Here is an 18,722-nt window from a genome sequence, read left to right as displayed (position 1 = left end):
TATTTTAATAAATGAATGCAAGTTATTTTTTTAACAAAGTATTAAATTTTATTTAGTTTATTAAGCATAGTTCCGGAGCTATCTTAAAATTTTATAATTTCCTAAAGAAGGTGTATCCTTATATGATTACTTTTTTTATTAGTTTAATCGCTCTTATTGTAGGTTTCATGATTTATGGTCGTTTTGTTGAAAAAGTTTTTAAACCATCTACAAAACCCACTCCTGCCATAACTCATAATGACGGTGTAGACTACATACCTCTTCCTACCTGGAAAGTTTTCATGATCCAATTATTAAACATTGCAGGTCTTGGTCCAATCTTTGGTGCTATTGCTGGTGCTCTTTGGGGCCCTGTCGTTTATTTTTGGATTGTAATTGGGACTATTTTCTCTGGTGCCGTTCATGATTATCTCTCTGGTATGATTTCCCTTCGTCACAATGGTGAAAGTATTTCAGAAATCGTAGGTATCTATCTCGGTGATACTATGAAGACTGTAATGCGTATTTTCTCTGTTGTTTTACTAGTTCTCGTAGGCACTGTATTTATGACAGGTCCTGCTTTGCTTCTTGCAAAACTTACTCCTGAAACCTTAGATGTTACTTTCTGGTTAATTGTTGTACTCATTTATTATTTCTTAGCTACTTTATTACCTATCGATAAAATCATCGGTAAAATTTATCCACTCTTTGGTGCTTGCTTAATCATCATGGCAGTCGGTGTATCTAGTGGTATTATTCTCGGTGGCTGGCAAATGCCAGAAATGACATTACAAAATCTTCATCCAAAAGATTTACCTATTTGGCCATTGATGTTCATCACTGTTGCTTGCGGTGCTACATCTGGTTTCCATGCTACACAATCTCCACTTATGGCTCGTTGCATGAAAGAAGAAAAAAATGGTCGCGTTGTTTTTTACGGTGCAATGGTTGCTGAAGGTATTATCGCTCTTATCTGGGCTTCCGCTGGTATTGCCTTCTATGAAACAACTGGTGGTTTAGCCGCTGCTATTGCAAGTGCTGGCCCTGGTGGTGTTGTATATGATGTATCTTTCGGCACATTAGGTACTGTAGGTGGTATCTTAGCAATGATTGGTGTTATCGCTTGCCCTATAACTTCTGGTGATACAGCTTTTAGAAGTGCCCGTTATACTATTTCTGACTGGTTTAAAATCGATCAAGTTTCTTATGTCAAACGTTTGTATTTAGCTGTTCCACTTCTCGCTATTGGCGGTATTTTATCTCAAATGAATTTTGATATCATTTGGCGTTATTTCTCTTGGGCAAACCAAACATTAGCAATGATTGCTCTTTGGACTGGTGCGATGTATCTTTGGAAACAATATAAAGGTGGTTGGCAACATTTAATTGCTGTCATTCCTGCCATTTTTATGACAATGGTTACTTTCACTTATATTCTTCAAGCTCCTGAAGGTTTTGGTTTACCAACAAGTATCACTTATCCTGCTGGTATCATCATCACTATCTTTTGGACTATAATCTATTTTAAATCTACAATATTCAAAAAATAATAATAAAAAACTCCACTATTAATTTTATTTAATAGTGGAGCTTTTTTTATTTAAAGTTTTATTTTTCTACCAACTTTATATTCATGACGTAGATAATTTTGACAATCGATTAATTCATCGCCTTCTTTAATTTCTGGCTTTTTATAAGTACCATCACTGCATAAAATTCTAGCTTTTAAATTATCTTTCCACATTATGCGTAAAGTATCATAGATGCTACTTTTTATTTTAGAATCATAGATAGGAGCGGCAATTTCTACACGGTTTTCCGTATTTCTAGTCATCCAGTCAGCAGAGGCAATATACATCTTCATATCTTCGCCAGTGCCAAAACAGAAAATGCGAGAATGCTCTAAGAATCTACCTACTACGCTAATTATTTCAATATTATCAGTTTTTCCTTTTATTCCCGGTAAAATACAGCAAATACCACGAATAATCATTTTGATTTTTACTCCAGCTTGAGAAGCATCTTTTAAAGCATCTATCAATTGTCTATCAGTCAGAGAATTCATTTTTAAGAATATACTTGTTTCTTCGCCTGCTTTGGCTTTATCGATTTCTCCTTTGATTAATTCCAACAATGTGCTTTTTAAGGAAACAGGTGCTACTAATAAATGATTATATTCCCCATAAAGATTATCTATACCCATATTTTGGAAAAATTCTACAGCATCTTTACCGATGCCTTCATTACTTGTAATTAAAGCAATATCAGTATATAAAGATGAAGTAGAAGCATTATAGTTACCTGTACCTATTTGTGTAAAGTATTTTATTTCACCTTTATCTTGTTTCATCACTAAACAGATTTTAGAATGAACTTTATATCCTTCCATACCATAGATAACTTTGCAACCAGCATCTTGTAAAAATTCAGCCCAGTTGATGTTATTTTCTTCATCAAAACGTGCTCTAAGTTCCATAAGTACAGTCACATCTTTGCCCATTTTAGCTGCCATGGAAAGATAATTCATCAATTGAGCTTTATGATTACCAACACGATATAGCGTTATTTTTATGGCAAATACTTTCTCATCAGTTACAGCTTCTTTAATAAATTTCAAGAAAATATCAAAGCTTTGATAAGGATATTGTAACATTACATCATTATCCATTACATAATCCATGATACTAGCATTATCGGGAACACAACAGATGTGAGAAGGCTCAAATGGTGGATACATTAAGTTATTTTTTTGTTCATCAGTGAATTTACTACCTAAGCCAAAGATATACGATTTATTGATAGGTGATTTATATTCAAAAATTTGTTTAGGTGTAATTTTGAATTGTTGTGTAGCATATTTCATCATTGTAGAATCAATAGAGCCTTCTATTTCTAAACGAACAGGAGCTAGTCTTTGTCTTTTTAACAAAACTTCACGTGCATGTTCTAAGAAATCCTCACCTAAATCTAATCGTTCATCATCTAAACTGATATCTGCACTTCTAGTAACAGATAAAATAGCTGTAGTTTCCACTTCATAGCCGTCAAAAATTTTATCAGCATATGTAGCTATGATATCTTCTGTCATCACATAGCGAATTTTAGATTTATTTGGTATATATACGATTTTAGGTAAATTACTAGGAACAGGAATTATACCAAAAACTTTTTTCTTTTTACGAGTTAAAATTATACCAACATATAAAGCTTTATTTAAAAGATGAGGAAAAGGATGACGTACATTTATAATCTGTGGAGATAAAAATGGACTGATCTGATTATCAAAATAAGCTTTAACATAAGCTTTATCTTTTTGATTTAAGGATTTTACTTTTTTACGTTCTATGCCATAAGCTTTCAACTGTTTTTCTACAGCAGCAAAAATTTTGTCTGCTTTTTGATTTAGTTTTTTTGTATCCACAAAAATTTTATCCAATTGTTGACTTGGTGTCATAAAACTTTTGTTATCAAAACCATTTGTATCTAAAGAAGCCATTTCACATAAGCTTCCTACACGAACACGATAAAATTCATCCAAATTACTAGCATAAATAGCTATAAATTTTAATCTCTCATATAATGGTACATTTTCGTCAATAGCTTCTTCTAATACTCTATCATCAAAACGAAGCCAGGATAACTCTCTGTTTTGAGTATATGATGTATCTATTGCTTTATACATTAATGTTCTCCTTCTTTAGTTAGTACTTGTTTGTATAAATATCCTTCACGAACACCTGCACGACTTACATAAATATTTTGCACATTAAAATGTTTTACAATAGTATTTAAGATAATCATGCCCGGCATAATAGTGCGGACACGTTCAGGTACAACTTTTAATAATGTTTCTAAAGTTTCACGAGAAACAAGTTTTTTAGTTTCACGATTTTCTAATTTTTTTACCATCCAATTTAAATTTTCAGCAATAACAAAACGATTATTTTTACTTAAATCATAAAAATAATTATTTAATTTATCTACATTACGAATGGTACCGCCTACACCACAGATGTAAGGACAATCGCCCCATTGATCAACATCGTAGCGAATTAGCATTTCTTTTACACACTCTTCAATTCTTTTACGTTCTTTTTTAGTTGGGAATAAATGTTTTACAAATTTTGTATACATGCTTAAAGAACCAATTGGTAAACTGATGGCATTTTGCATTTGCATATTGTTATACATAACTAGCTCTGTGCTACCACCACCAATATCCACCAATAAGCCACTTTTTAAATCAACAGTTCTAGCGGCACCCACAAAATCATATTCAGCTTCTTGAGCACCACTTAAGAGGTCAATAGCAAGACCTGTTCTGTCTTCAATTTCACTGACAGCTGCTTGACTATTAGAAATATTACGCAATGATGCTGTGGCAAAAACATGTAAATTATCTACACCTAAATCTTTAGCTAATAAATTAAAACTATCTAAAATATAGCAAGCTCTATTAATACCCTCAGCTATCATCATACCATCTTGAATGAATGAAGCTAATTCTGCCATTTCTTTTTTATTTAAAAGTACTCTAGGCTTTCCACCCTCCACTTTATAAATAACAAGACGCATTGTATTTGAGCCTATATCTACAATACCATACATCTAAATCCCTCCTATCTTTTTATTAAGTATAATATTTTTTTATGCTAAATTCTAGATAGCTTGCCTTTATTCCTGCACTATTTTACAAAAATATTACAAAAGAGCAATATTTGTAATGTTTTTATTTGAAATATAATAAAAATAATAGCATTCCCAGTTTTATTAACTTAGAATGCTATATTCATAAATATCATTTATTGCCTATATTTAGATGATATTGCCTTTACCTAATAAAGTATATTATAAAAAGAAGAAATTTAAATATAAGTAATGTTAAATTTTTGTAAAATATTTTTAGACTTCTATTTCTATATTTTGGTTAAATAATTTTATTTGTTCATTTCGTATCCATTCACCAATCGCTTTTCCTTTTAAATTTTGAGGACAATTATTCATGGATACACTATGAATTTTTTGTAAATAACTGTGATAATCCGCTAAATAATATGGTAGAGATTTACTATCTGCTAGAATAACGCAGTTAAAACCCGCAAACCCTAATGGATTTTTCTCTACAGCTAATAAGAAATCAACTATTTTCCCAACTTTGCCAAGTCTAGCTGCCCTCATATGTTCTTTAATGACGAATAAACCACCTTGTAACCATTTTTTAGGAAGTGTCATGCGTTTATTCCATGATTTTAATACATCTAAGCCCGTTTTTTCATGACCATAATGATGTGGCAACATTTCCTTTGGCGTCACTCCTTTTCCTAAATCATGAACTAGACCTGCAAATCGCACAGCTAAATCATCTGTCATATCAGATACTAAATCCACAATCTCCATCGTATGTTCAAAAGCATCACCTTCTGGATGAAAAGCTTCTGGTTGAGTTTTTCCAATCAATGCATGAATTTCTGGAAACAAGATATTTAATAAATCAGCTTTTACTAAATTACGGAAAAATATAGATGGTCTTTTTGCCTTTAACGCACGTTGTAATTCATTAAAAATACGTTCTTGAGGTTCAGCTTGAATCTCATTTTTACATTCTCTCATTAAATTTATTGTATCATCATCGATATTAAAATTTAATTCACAAGCTTGACGTGCAGCTCGAAGTGCTCTGACAGAATCTTCTTTAAAATGATATGATACCGCTTTTATGCGTCTTTGTTTTATATCTTTTTGCCCATCATAAGGATCAATTATTTTTTCATCACGCACGCGGTAAGCTATGCTGTTCATAGTAGTATCTCTGCGATATAAATCTTCATTTATAGTTATATTTGCATCATAATCTACAGCAAAACCTGTATATCCTGTACCCGTTTTTCTCTCTTTACGGGCAAAAGCTACTTCACATTCTCTATCTTCAATTTTCACTAAATAAACAGGAAATGATTTCCCTACTTTTTTCGCTTTAGGAAAATTCTGTTTAAAATCTTCTTCTTTTACATGACAGATGACAAAATCCTTATCCTTCGGAATAACACCGCGAAGCTTATCACGTACCCAACCACCTACAATATACAAAGTACCACCTAAATCATCTATCTTCTGTGAAAATTCCATTTCATTCATAATTTTAAATCACCTACTTATAAAAAAACCCAGTAGATATAATATCTGACTGGGTTTTTAATTTATTTTATTACCATAGCACCTTTATTATCAATATCAAGTACTAAATATTTTGCTTTTATATTATGTTTAGCAAAAGCTTCTACCATGGCTTCACCTATAGCATCACTATTTTTTAATGTATATGAAATAAGCGTTGGCCCTGCACCACTTATAGTAGTGCCTAATGCTCCTTTACTATTTGCAGCTGCAAATACATCATACATACCTGGAATTAGATTTGCTCTATATGGTTGATGTAATTTATCAGCAAAAGCACCTTTTAAAGCTTCCACTTTTCCTTGACACATAGCAGCTACAATCATAGCAGTATGACCAATATTAAATATAGCATCTTTTAATGGTATTTCTTGTCGAAGTGCTGCTCTAGCTTTTTTTGTTGGTAAATAAAAATCCGGTATAGCTACTACCATTTTCAAATCAAAATTAGGCATAAAAGATACATATTCTAATTTATAATCTGTTTTAGTACTGACTGTTATTCCACCAAACAATGCAGGAGCAACATTATCAGGATGACCTTCTATTTCTGTAGCTAATTCAAAAATATCTTGTATAGAAAATCTATTATTCAACCATACATTAGTAGCGAATAATCCTGCTACTATAGCAGTAGCACTACTACCAAGACCACGTGATAATGGCACATTATTTATCATCTTTATATATGCCCCTTGATATTTTTTATCCAAGTGAGCTTTAGCTAATAATTTTTCAATAGAACGCCATACCATATTTCTTTCATCACAAGGTATATTAGCAGCACCATCACCATATATTTCTATACATAGATTTTTTTCTTCTAAAAGTTTTAATTCCAATTCATTGTAAATACTACAGGCAATACCCATAACATCAAAACCAGGGCCACAATTAGCAGTAGTACCTGGTACTCTTACTTTGACAAAATCACTCATAATTAAACCTCCTGAGGCATTACTACTCGGATAATATTAGAGATCTCATGTACCACATCTAAATTATTTAAACGAATTTTGAGGTCTTCAATTTGATTATTATTCACATTATGAGTAATTGCTACTATTTCGGAAAATTCTCCGACTTTACGTTTTTGAATTACAGAATATAAACTTACATTACTTTCACCAAAAGCTGTAGCAATCGCACCTAATACACCAGATTTATCTTCTACTAATAAACGAACATAATATGCTGATAAAACTTTATCAGGTGGACATAATTGTTTTTCTTCATAACAAGTGCAACGGATTTTACCAAAACGATCTTTACCCATATCACGTGCTACATCAATAATATCTGCTAAAACTGCTGAAGCTGTTGGACGTTCACCTGCTCCTTGACCATAGAACATAGTATCACCAACGGCATTACCATGAATGAATATAGCATTAAATACATTGCGAACTGATGCCAATGGATGATCTTTACTGATAAATGTTGGATGTACACGAACATCAATACCATCTTCAGTATGTTTAGCTATAGCTAATAATTTTATAATATAACCTAACTCCTTAGCATAAGTTATATCTTCTGGTGTAATATTAGTAATTCCTTCTACTTTTACATCATCTAAACTTACACGCGTATTAAATGCAATTGAAGATAAAATAGCGGCTTTTCTTGCGGCATCTAATCCAGCAACATCTGCTGTAGGATCTGCTTCTGCATAACCTTTAGCTTGAGCTTTTGCTAGAGCAGTATCATAGTCCATACCTTGCTCTGTCATTTTAGTCAACATATAATTAGTTGTCCCGTTTACAATACCGATTAACTCTGTGATTTTATTTGCTGTTAAACATTGTTTTAAAGGAGTGATAATAGGTATACCGCCAGCAACGCTTGCTTCAAACATAAAATCTACATCATGTTTTTCTGCTGCATCAAACATATCTTTACCAAACTGTGCTAAGACATCTTTATTTGCTGTAACTACATGTTTACCTTTTTCCATGGCTTTTAACATATATTCACGAGCCGGATGTATACCACCCAATAATTCTACGATAATATCAATGCTTTTATCATTTAAGATATCATCAATATTATCTGTGAAAACTACATCTCCAGTAAAATCACGTTTTTTATTTAAATTGCGAACTAAAACTTTACTCACTTCAATATCATTGCCGATTTTTGCTTTGATATCATGATAATTTTCTTGTAAAACTTTTAAAACTCCTGTGCCTACTGTGCCACAACCTAATAAACCTAATTTTATCTTCTTTGCCATAAATATCCCTCTTCCAAGACTAAACTTTTACACTTGACCAATAACTTCTAAACGTCTTACACCATTTACAAGACGTAATTTATCGAGCAATGCCTCAAGGTCAATATTCATATTTTTAGTTTCAATAGAAATTGTTGCTACTGCTACGCCTTGAAGAGGAATTCCTTGGTTAATAGTTAATACATTTCCTTTATCTTCGGAAATCATATTTAACACATTAGAAAGTACTCCTTGCTTATTATCAAGAACAAAAGAAACAGAAACAATTTTATTGATACTAGCTTCATAAAATGGTAAAACAAAATCTTTATATTTATAATAAGCACTACGACTTAGTCCCATTTTAGAAACGGCATCGTTTATCGTCATATTGTCATGACGACGTAGCATTTCTTTTACCTTGATTGTTTTTTTTATTGCAGAAGGTAAAATATCTTCTTTTACTAAATAGTATCCTGAATCTTTCTTTGTCATTACTAAATCCTCCGTACTTTTACAATGGATAATATTCTTTTAATAGTAGACATTATATCATTTTATCGTCATAATAGCAAAGGGTATTATTAAAATTTAGGTAAATTATCTGTGGCCTGCTTTTATTTTATTTTCATTTCCATTCAAAAGACGTACGATATTTGTTTTATGACGGTAAATAACAAATATAGCCGCTACAATACCAAAAATGACAAATTCGATAGACATATCAAAAGCGTAGGCTAAAATTGGCACAAAAGCCGCTGCTACAATAGAACCAAGTGATACATATTTACTAAGCACTACAATGATAAGCCAAATAAAAAAGACAGTAATTGATACTTTTGGCATCAACATAATCAATACACCAAGCCCAGTTGCTACACCTTTTCCACCTTTTAACTTTAAAAAGATAGAAGCAGAGTGTCCAACTATAGCTAATATACCACCTAAAATCATAGCTGTAGATGTGCCTACTAAAGCCATACCTAGATATACACCTAACATTCCTTTTATTAAATCAGCTAAGAAAATGACAAATCCAGGAAATTTTCCTATAGTACGCCAAGCATTAGTAGCTCCAATATTTTTACTACCATACTCACGCAAATCAACATGCCAAATTCCTTTTCCCAAAATCAAACCACTAGGAATGGAGCCAATAATATAACTACAGATTATGACTATAAGAAAATTAAATGTCATTATTCGTCATCATCCTCTTTTCTACCACGAACAATTAATTTAAGAGGAGTTCCTTCAAAGCCAAAGCTTTCTCTTAATTTATTTTCTAAGAAACGTAAATAAGAAAAATGCATTAATTCTGGATCATTAACAAATACCAAGAATTTTGGTGGTTTTATATCAGCTTGAGTCATAAAGTAAATTTTTAATTGTTTACCTTTATGAGATGGTGGTGGATTGATAGAAACAGCATCCATTACCAATTGATTTAATACGCTTGTTTGTACACGCATAGCTTGTTGGTCAGCAACATATTTCACAAGGTCAACAACGCGGTGTACACGTTGTTTTGTAAGTGCAGAAGTGTATAAAACTGGTGCATACTGTAAAAATCCTAACTCATCACGAATATCTTCAGTAAAACGCAAGGAAGTTTTATCATCTTTTTCAATTAAATCCCATTTATTGACAACAATGATACAACCTTTACCAGATTCATGAGCATAACCGGCAATTTTTTTATCTTGTTCTGTTACACCTTCAGGTGCAGAAATTACCATTAAAACTACATCTGCTCTATCTACAGCACGAAGAGAACGCATTACGCTATATCGTTCGATAGGCATATCAATCTTACCTTTACGTCTCATACCAGCAGTATCAATCAAGGTAAAATGTGTATCTCCATCATCAAATTTTGTATCAATAGCATCACGAGTAGTTCCTGCTACATCACTTACGATTACACGTTCTTGACCTAAGAGAGCATTTACTAAAGAAGATTTACCTACATTTGGTCTACCGATAACGGCAATGCGAATTTCATCATGTTCAATATCATCATCTAAATCTTTAGGAAAATTAGCTACTATTTCATCTAATAAATCACCTACATTTAAAGCATTTGCAGCAGAAATACCGATTGGTTCGCCAAGTCCTAAATTATAAAATTCATATACGTCTAAATGCTGTTTTGGACTGTCAATTTTATTTACAGCGACAATAACAGGTTTTCTTGTATTTCTTAAGATATGACCTATTTCTTCATCATCATGAGTCATTCCTGTACGGCCATCAACCATAAATACAATTACATCAGCTTCTTCAATTGCTAAACGAGCTTGTTGACGCATGGAAGCTAAGATTTTACCTTCACCGTCATTTTCAAGTTCAATACCACCAGTATCAATCATTGTAAATTGATGATTTAACCATTCAGCGTCCATATAAATTCTATCTCTAGTAACACCTGGAAAATCCTCAACAATGGATACTCTCTTTTTACCTATTTGATTAAAAAACGTAGATTTACCTACATTAGGGCGTCCTACAATAGCTACTATTGGTTTACTCAAATTCTTCACCTCATCAATAATATTATTTTGCAAAACTCATTTATTATATACTGTCATCATTATTTTGTATAGCTAGCATTTGATTGCCATGTATAAATAGCTTTGCTTCGTTCACATTTTATGTTATGCCAATCAGCTAACAAATTCTTTAACATGATGGCATCGCTGGCAACTTTAACTTCTTCATCAGGAAAAGCTTTTTTGATATCTTCTAAAGTATAATCATCTAAGAAAATATCTTCTCCTTCACGAAGTGCACAGCTTGGAATAATAATACCATCTCTATTAGCTTTATTCTGCTTTAAATTTTTTATGATATCTTGACCTGTCAACAATCCTGTAACAGTTACCTCATGGCCAAAAAATTCATTTTCTAAAGCCAATACATTAGCATTTAAATTATCTATATTCAATTCATCAACTAGATTTTTAATCACTTTTCCTGCTGATTTTCCACAGATAATATCTAAGTTCAAAGGTTTTTGATAATTATCTCGATTAATTTTTGTTTCTTTCCATTGTTCAATAAAATTGCGTGTAAGACCTATACCATTATCAAGCTGTGGAAAACCATCATATTCTTCAGCTTTTGGCAATGGTACACCTGCTAACAGATAAAATTCATCACTTAAATAAATAAAATTCTTTCCTGTTTGTTTACGCATTTTTTCTTGCCAATGACGCACTTGTTCGATGACTTTTTTAGCACCATCAGCATCAAATGTTTTTAACGGATAACAATTTTCCCTAAACTTAGTAAGCCCTACTGGCACAATCCCTAAAGTTTTTGCATATGGTTGCATACTGATGATATCTTGAATTGTTCTATCTAATTCCGTGCCATCATTTAATCCTGGGCACAATACTACTTGTGTATGATATTCTACATCAGCTTCATTTAATTTAGCTAATTGTTCCATGATTAATTCACCACGTTTAGTTCTGAGCATTTCTCCACGAAGTTTGGGATTTGTTGTATGCACAGAAATATATAATGGCGATAAATGTAATCTGTGTATTCTCTCTAAATCACGAGGCCCCATATTCGTCATAGTTACAAAATTTCCATAAAGAAAAGATAAACGATAATCATCATCTTTTATATATAAAGAATCTCGCATATTAGGAGCTACTTGATCCACAAAGCAAAAATAACAATTATTAGCACATTGGCGAATTTTACCAAATACAGCTGATTCAAATTCTGCCCCAAGTTCTTCATCTATATCTTTTTCAAAAGCAATTATTTCTTGCTCACCATTAGTATGTTCAACTAACATTTCAATTTCTTCATCTGCTAAAGCAAAACTTAAATCAATAATATCTGTCAATTCTTGTTCATTTATAGATATTATTTTATCACCAGGTACTAATTCTAATTCTTCAGCTAAACTTCCTTGATGTATAGCTGATATGATACCGCCTTTAGCCAATCAAATCACCTCTTTTATCTTATTTTTATGTTAATTATACAATTTATCAAGTCAGAAAAAAAGAGTGATGATTTCCACCACTCTTTTTGCATTTAAATATTAAATAATTATTCGTTTACTTCGTCGCCGATTGTAACAGCTGTATTATCTTGTTTTGCTAAGAAATCTTGATATTCAGCTTTTTCAGCGTCTTGTTGCACTTTTGTAATGCTAAGAGCAACTTTTTTATTATCCATATCAACATGAATAACTTTTACAGTAACTTCATCACCAACATTTACAGCTTCAGAAGCTTTTGTAATATGTTTTGGAGAAAGTTCACGCATACGAATTAAACCATCAAAACCAGGTTCGATTTCCATGAAAGCACCAAAATCTGTTAATTTCACGATTTTGCCCTTTACATAAGAACCTACAGGATATTTTTCTGCTTTATCAAACCAAGGATCGCGAACAGTATCTTTAATGCTTAAAGAAATACGTTTTGTTTCTGGATCGAAAGCTTTTACTAAAACTTCAACTTCTTGACCAACGGATAAAACGTCTGCAGGATTTTTGATGTGGTCCCAAGAAAGATCAGAGATATGTGCAAGTCCATCAACACCACCGATATCAATAAATGCACCATAATCTACTAAACGTTTTACAACACCAGTACGTTTTTCACCTTCAACAATGCTTGCTAAAGCTTCTTCACGTTTTTGTTGACGTTGTGCTTCAAGCACACTGCGACGAGAAAGAACGAGACGCTGTTTTTTAGGATCTGCTTCCATAACTTCAACTTCAACTTTTTGACCTACAAATTCATTTAAATCTTTGACAAAGTGAAGTGCAATCTGAGAAGCAGGTATAAATCCACGAAGACCAAAAGCAGTAGTGAGTAAACCGCCTTTTACAACTTGAAGAATTTCTACTTCAATGATTTGTTTTTCTTCTTTGATTTTTTCAACTTTTTCCCATGCAACTAAACGGTCTGCACGAGTTTTGGAAAGAATTAAACCATTTTCGCCACCTAAAGCTACAACATATACTTTAATTTTGTCGCCAACTTTAACTACATCTGTAGCAGCTTCTGGTTCTGGATAAGCTAATTCTTTTTTTGCGATAGGAATTTCTGTTTTGTAACCGATATCTACATAAGCTTCATCACGGTTAACTAAAACCACAGTACCTTCTATAACTTCATGTGGATTGAATTCCTTCATAGATTCTTCTGCTAATAAGCTTGCCATGTCTTGCACTTTTCATATACCTCCTTGATAATCCAGTCAGGTGTAGAAGCACCTGCTGTAATACCAATTTTTTTAATATTATTGAACCAATCATTATTTAATTCACCAACTGTTTCTATGTGATGAGTTATACAATGTTCGGTACATAATTGCGCTAATCGAGTTGTATTAGCACTATTGCGACCACCAATAACTATCATCATATCAACTTCTTTGGATAATTTTATTGCAGCTGATTGACGTTTATCTGTAGCGGTGCAAATTGTTCTTAATATCCTGATATCATAAGATTTACTTAATAAAATATTAACAATTTTATTAAATAACTGAGCCGAAAATGTAGTTTGAGCTACAATTCCCAATTTAGAAATAAATGACAGTTCTTCTGCTTCATTTTCGGTACCAATAACTAATGAATTGTTACCAGCCCATTCTTTAATGCTTTTTACTTCAGGATGATCTTTTTCGCCTATAATAATAACTTTGAAGCCTTCATCAGCTAGGGATTTAGCTGACATTTGAGCTTTCTTAACATAGGGACAAGTAGCATCTGCAAGCTCTAATCCTTTTGCCTTTATTGCATCATATACACTTGGACCTACACCGTGAGAGCGAATAATTATTTTTCCATTATTCATTTCATCAACTGATTCTACTATTCCGATACCTTCATCAGCTAATGATTTTACCATTTGCGGATTATGAATTATTGGTCCTAAGGTGCAAACTTTTTTTGATAAATCAACATTATCTTTAGCAGTTTTTATTGCTCTTTTTACACCGTAACAAAATCCATAATCGTCAGCTAAAATTACTTCCAAAATTTATCACCATCAAAAATTATATTACTAAGCTTACCATATAGTATACCATACTATACTACCTTTATTCTACTGTATTTTTAGCATTGACGCAATTTCTTGCATTATTTTTTCAGTAAATTCTTGTAAATTTTCTTTATCCACTTTTTCAGCTTCAAAAACCATAGGTTTTCCATAAATTAAAGTTATTCTTCTAAATGGTTTTAACTTAAATGTTCCTTGAATAGCTACTGGCACAACTGTTGCTTTTGATTTAGCAGCAATAAGAGCAACTCCTGGTGCTCCTTTGTGTAATTTACCATCTTTGCTTCTTGTTCCTTCTGGAAACATACAAATACATTCTTTAGCTTTTAACATTTGTAATGCCGTTTTTATAGCAGCTCTATCGGAAGCCCCTCTTTTTACCGGAAATGTATGCACAGCTTTTAAAATATTTTTTAATATAGGTACTTTGAATAATTCTTCTTTCGCCATATAAGCTAAATGACGAGGTATAAATGTACCTACTAATGGAGGATCCCAGTTACTTAAATGATTTGCAGCTAAAATCACAGCACCTTCTTTTGGTACATTTTCTTTTCCTTTAACAGTAGTAGGAAAAATAATAGAATAAATAAATGTAAATAATATTCTAAGTAATCCATACAACATAATCTAAAATCCTCAAATTATAATAAATTAAAATTTTGCTTAAACTATTTAATTATCAGCTAATGTAATAATTTTTTGCAAAACTTCTTCAATAGACATTTCTGTAGTATCTAATAAAATAGCATCATCTGCTTTTTTTAATGGAGATACTTTTCTTTGCATATCAGCTTCATCTCTAGCTATGATTTCCTTTTTTATTTCTTCCACATCAACAGCATAGCCCTTTTCCATCATTTCTTTAGCTCGACGATTAGCTCTTTCATCAGCAGAAGCTGTTAAATATATTTTTAAATCAGCATTAGGAAGTACACATGTTCCAATATCACGACCATCCATCAATACAGAGCCATCTTGTGCCATTTTGCGTTGAAGTTCTACCATTTTTTGACGAACTTCACTAATTGCAGCTACTTGGGATACTAAAGCTGTTACTGCTGGTGTTCTAATCTCTGAACTTACATCTTGATCATTTACAAAAATGAGCATATTTCCATTATGATCATAAGCCAATCGTATATGAATATCTTCTATCACAGTTAAAATTTGATTAGTGGTTACTGGCACATGATATTTTTGCAATACAAGCCAAGCTACACCTCTATACATAGCACCTGTATCAATATAAATATAGTTCAATTTTTTAGCTGCCATCTTAGCTATGGTTGATTTCCCTGCACCAGCTGGCCCATCAATGGCAATTACAGATTTTTTCATTATTCTCACCTATATGATTTATATATTAGTTTATTCAAAATGGGATAATATTTCGTAAAATGTTGGATATGAAATATTCACGCATTCACTATTTTCAATTTTTATGCCTACACCACTAGCTCCTAATATTGCAAGAGACATAGCAATTCTATGATCATCATGTGAATTACATACTGCTTTTTGTAAATTATTACTTTGTCCTCCAGTGATGATTAATCCATCTTCAGTTCCTTCAATACATGGACAAACTTTGTTAAATTCATCTGTAATAACCTGCAATCTATCTGTTTCTTTAACACGTAATTCACCAGCACCTGTGATAATAGTTTCACCTTCTGCAAACATACTAGCTACAGTGATAATAGGAATTTCATCAATGAGTCTAGGCATGATATCTGCTCCAAAAGTTGTACCATGTAATTTAGCATAGCGAACATGGATATCAGCTATTGGTTCTACTTCATCACGAATATTTATAAGTTCAATATCAGCTCCCATAGCTTTTAAAACATCTATAATACCAGTACGTGTTTCATTTATGCCTACATCTTTTAAAATAATATCGCTATCTTTAATTATCGAACCTGCAACGAGCCAAAAAGCTGCTGAAGAAATATCACCTGGAACATGAATTTCTTTTGGTGCCGTCATTTTTTCTACTCGATTTATAGTGATACTTGTACCAGATTTTTCTAATTTAACACCAAATCCTTCAAGCATGCGTTCTGTATGATCTCTTGAAGTATATGGCTCTGTTACTGTAGTTTTACCATCAGCATTCATACCAGCAAGCAAAATAGCAGATTTAACTTGTGCACTAGCCATCGGCATCTGATAATCAATACCGTGTAGATTTTCTTTTGCAGGAATTACTGTTATAGGCAATAATTTATTTCCATTTCTACCTACAATATTAGCACCTATTTGACTCAATGGATTAATTACTCTACCCATAGGACGACGGCTAAGTGAAGCATCACCTGTAAAAGTGGTTAAAAATTTTTGCCCCGCCAATATTCCCATCATCAAACGAAGTGTTGTACCTGAATTTCCAGCATCAATTATACCTTGTGGTTCTTTTAGTCCATGGAAACCATTACCTTTTACTATCAATGTATTATCATTTATTTCTTTGACATCTACGCCTAAAGCTCTCATACAATTTACAGTAGACATACAATCAGCTGCATGTAAAAAATTAGTAATTTTTACTTCGCTATCACAAAGTCCAGCAAACATTACACTACGATGTGATACTGATTTATCTCCAGGTATTAAAATTTCTCCTTTTAGTCCTGTTTTTATCGGTTGAATTTCTTTTAAAGCCTCCATAACTTCAAACCTTTCTTTAACAAATTTAATTATTTTAAGCATAATTATAACACTAGAAAGCAATAATTGTAAAAATTTTTACTATAAAGAAAAATAATTCCTCTAAAAAAACACTTGACAAATTTTATCGAATAGTTTAATGTATACATAACGTAAAGTTGTAAACATGAAATCAAATATAATAAATCCTATGAACAGACAAGTAACTTATAGCAAAAAGCTACAGAGAGCTGATGGTTGGTGCAAATCAGTGTGATGTTATAGTGAACATCATCTGGGAGGATTTTGATTGAAAAGTATTTATACCTAGTAAGTCAAAACGGTTTTTCCTCGTTATTGGAAAATACATTTGTATATTTTAACTATTATGAATGTATTCTGAGTGTTGCTATTATTAGCAAAATTTGGGTGGTACCACGGATTTTAAGAGTTCGTCCCTTAGAGATATATTATTTATATATTTTTAAGAGATGAACTTTTTTATTATATTAATGCATGTTTGCATAAATTTATAAAGTATTTTTTTATACAAAAGATACAAAAGGAGATTTTTTATTATGGCAAAAATTTATTATCAAGAAGATTGTAATCTTAATTTATTAAAAGGTAAAAAAATTGCTGTCATTGGCTATGGTAGTCAGGGTCATGCACATGCATTAAATTTAAAAGAATCCGGTTTAGATGTTATCGTTGGTCTTTACAAAGGAAGTAAATCTTGGGCAAAAGCTGAAGCACAAGGTTTTGAAGTTTATACATCAGCTGAAGCTGCTGCTCAAGCAGATGTTATCATGGTTCTTATCAATGATGAAAAACAAGCAAAAATGTACAAAGAATCTATTGAACCAAATTTAACAGCTGGTAAAATGCTTATGTTTGCTCATGGTTTTGCAATTCATTTCAATCAGATTGTTCCACCAAAAGATGTTGATGTAACTATGATTGCTCCAAAAGCTCCAGGTCATACAGTAAGAAGTGAATATTTAAGAGGTCGTGGAACTCCATGCCTTGTTGCTGTATACCAAGATGCTACTGGTAATGCTTTAGATTTAGCTCTTGCTTATGCAAGTGGACTTGGTTGCTCTAGAGCTGGTGTACTTGAAACAACATTCAAAACTGAAACTGAAACTGACCTCTTTGGTGAACAAGCTGTTCTTTGCGGTGGTGTTTGTGCTTTAATGCAAGCTGGTTTTGAAACATTAGTTGAAGCAGGATATGATCCTCGTAATGCTTATTTTGAATGTATCCATGAAATGAAACTCATCGTTGACCTCATTTATGAAAGTGGTTTTGCTGGTATGCGTTATTCCATTTCTAATACTGCTGAATATGGTGATTATATCACTGGTCCAAAAATCATCACAGAAGATACTAAGAAAGCTATGAAGAAAATTCTTTCTGATATTCAAGATGGTACATTCGCTAAAGATTGGCTCATGGATAATCAGACTGGATGTGCTCATTTCCTTGCTATGCGTAAACGTGCAGCTGAACATGAATGTGAAAAAGTTGGTGCTGAACTTCGTAAACTTTATAGCTGGAATGATTCTGATAAACTTATCAACAATTAATAGCGGCGATAGATAAAGCAAAAAGAGATGCTGCAAGGCATCTCTTTTTTTATCAAAACATTTGACTAC

At 32.3% G+C, this 18,722-nt stretch carries 16 protein-coding genes and 1 other annotated feature; of the genes, 2 read left to right on the top strand and 14 right to left on the bottom strand.

The window, feature by feature from the left end; all coding sequences use genetic code 11:
• Positions 1-122: 122 nt before the first annotated feature.
• Complete coding sequence (locus tag Q5I67_RS03875; RefSeq protein ID WP_302486407.1) at positions 123-1,529, top strand: carbon starvation protein A; 1,407 nt, start codon at positions 123-125, stop codon at positions 1,527-1,529.
• A gap of 50 nt (positions 1,530-1,579) precedes the next feature.
• On the opposite strand, the gene ppk1 is transcribed toward Q5I67_RS03875, so the two are convergent.
• The 14 genes from ppk1 to aroA form a co-directional block, all read right to left on the bottom strand.
• Positions 1,580-3,661: a polyphosphate kinase 1 gene (gene ppk1, locus Q5I67_RS03870; protein ID WP_302486406.1), complete on the bottom strand. Its 2,082-nt coding sequence runs from the start codon at positions 3,659-3,661 to the stop codon at positions 1,580-1,582.
• Positions 3,661-4,587 (bottom strand): phosphatase, encoded by a 927-nt coding sequence (locus Q5I67_RS03865; protein ID WP_302486405.1) that lies wholly within the window; start codon positions 4,585-4,587, stop codon positions 3,661-3,663. Before Q5I67_RS03865 ends, ppk1 begins: the two co-directional genes overlap by 1 nt.
• Before the next feature lie 294 nt (positions 4,588-4,881).
• Positions 4,882-6,114, bottom strand: a complete 1,233-nt coding sequence (locus Q5I67_RS03860; RefSeq protein WP_302486404.1) for an HD domain-containing protein — start codon at positions 6,112-6,114, stop codon at positions 4,882-4,884.
• Between the two features lie 62 nt (positions 6,115-6,176).
• Complete coding sequence (gene thrB / locus Q5I67_RS03855; protein ID WP_302486403.1) at positions 6,177-7,091, bottom strand: homoserine kinase; 915 nt, start codon at positions 7,089-7,091, stop codon at positions 6,177-6,179.
• A gap of 2 nt (positions 7,092-7,093) precedes the next feature.
• Positions 7,094-8,389 carry a homoserine dehydrogenase gene (locus Q5I67_RS03850; RefSeq protein WP_302486402.1) on the bottom strand — a complete coding sequence of 432 codons (1,296 nt, stop codon included), beginning with the start codon at positions 8,387-8,389 and terminating at the stop codon, positions 7,094-7,096.
• Between the two features lie 27 nt (positions 8,390-8,416).
• Entirely contained in the window at positions 8,417-8,863 is a 447-nt protein-coding gene (locus Q5I67_RS03845) for an ACT domain-containing protein (protein ID WP_008537283.1), read from the bottom strand.
• Positions 8,864-8,968: 105 nt separating this feature from the next.
• On the bottom strand, positions 8,969-9,568 hold the full coding sequence (gene plsY, locus Q5I67_RS03840) for a glycerol-3-phosphate 1-O-acyltransferase PlsY (RefSeq protein WP_296897097.1): 600 nt from the start codon (positions 9,566-9,568) through the stop codon (positions 8,969-8,971).
• Positions 9,568-10,902, bottom strand: a complete 1,335-nt coding sequence (gene der, locus Q5I67_RS03835) for a ribosome biogenesis GTPase Der (protein ID WP_296897099.1) — start codon at positions 10,900-10,902, stop codon at positions 9,568-9,570. The genes plsY and der overlap by 1 nt, the downstream gene beginning before the upstream one ends.
• A gap of 59 nt (positions 10,903-10,961) precedes the next feature.
• A complete protein-coding gene (locus tag Q5I67_RS03830) occupies positions 10,962-12,335 on the bottom strand; it encodes a DUF512 domain-containing protein (RefSeq protein WP_302486401.1) in 1,374 nt (457 codons plus the stop codon).
• A 107-nt stretch (positions 12,336-12,442) separates the two neighbouring features.
• Complete coding sequence (gene rpsA / locus Q5I67_RS03825) at positions 12,443-13,576, bottom strand: 30S ribosomal protein S1 (RefSeq protein WP_296897103.1); 1,134 nt, start codon at positions 13,574-13,576, stop codon at positions 12,443-12,445.
• Positions 13,552-14,388, bottom strand: coding sequence for a 4-hydroxy-3-methylbut-2-enyl diphosphate reductase (gene ispH, locus Q5I67_RS03820; RefSeq protein ID WP_302486400.1), 837 nt, complete (start codon positions 14,386-14,388; stop codon positions 13,552-13,554). Before ispH ends, rpsA begins: the two co-directional genes overlap by 25 nt.
• Positions 14,389-14,457: 69 nt before the next feature.
• Positions 14,458-15,039, bottom strand: a complete 582-nt coding sequence (locus tag Q5I67_RS03815; protein WP_296899761.1) for a 1-acyl-sn-glycerol-3-phosphate acyltransferase — start codon at positions 15,037-15,039, stop codon at positions 14,458-14,460.
• Between the two features lie 48 nt (positions 15,040-15,087).
• Positions 15,088-15,753, bottom strand: a complete 666-nt coding sequence (cmk, locus tag Q5I67_RS03810) for a (d)CMP kinase (protein WP_296899763.1) — start codon at positions 15,751-15,753, stop codon at positions 15,088-15,090.
• 30 nt (positions 15,754-15,783) lie between these two features.
• Positions 15,784-17,085: a 3-phosphoshikimate 1-carboxyvinyltransferase gene (gene aroA / locus Q5I67_RS03805; RefSeq protein WP_302486399.1), complete on the bottom strand. Its 1,302-nt coding sequence runs from the start codon at positions 17,083-17,085 to the stop codon at positions 15,784-15,786.
• A 181-nt stretch (positions 17,086-17,266) separates the two neighbouring features.
• Positions 17,267-17,527, top strand: a binding site (T-box leader).
• A 115-nt stretch (positions 17,528-17,642) separates the two neighbouring features.
• Here aroA and ilvC point away from each other — a divergent pair.
• Entirely contained in the window at positions 17,643-18,653 is a 1,011-nt protein-coding gene (ilvC, locus tag Q5I67_RS03800) for a ketol-acid reductoisomerase (RefSeq protein ID WP_302486398.1), read from the top strand.
• The last annotated feature ends 69 nt before the right edge of the window (positions 18,654-18,722 follow it).

The sequence above is a fragment of the uncultured Megamonas sp. genome, assembly GCF_958438645.1.
Classification (GTDB): Bacteria; Bacillota; Negativicutes; order Selenomonadales; family Selenomonadaceae; genus Megamonas.
This window is presented reverse-complemented; position numbering and strand designations above follow the sequence as displayed.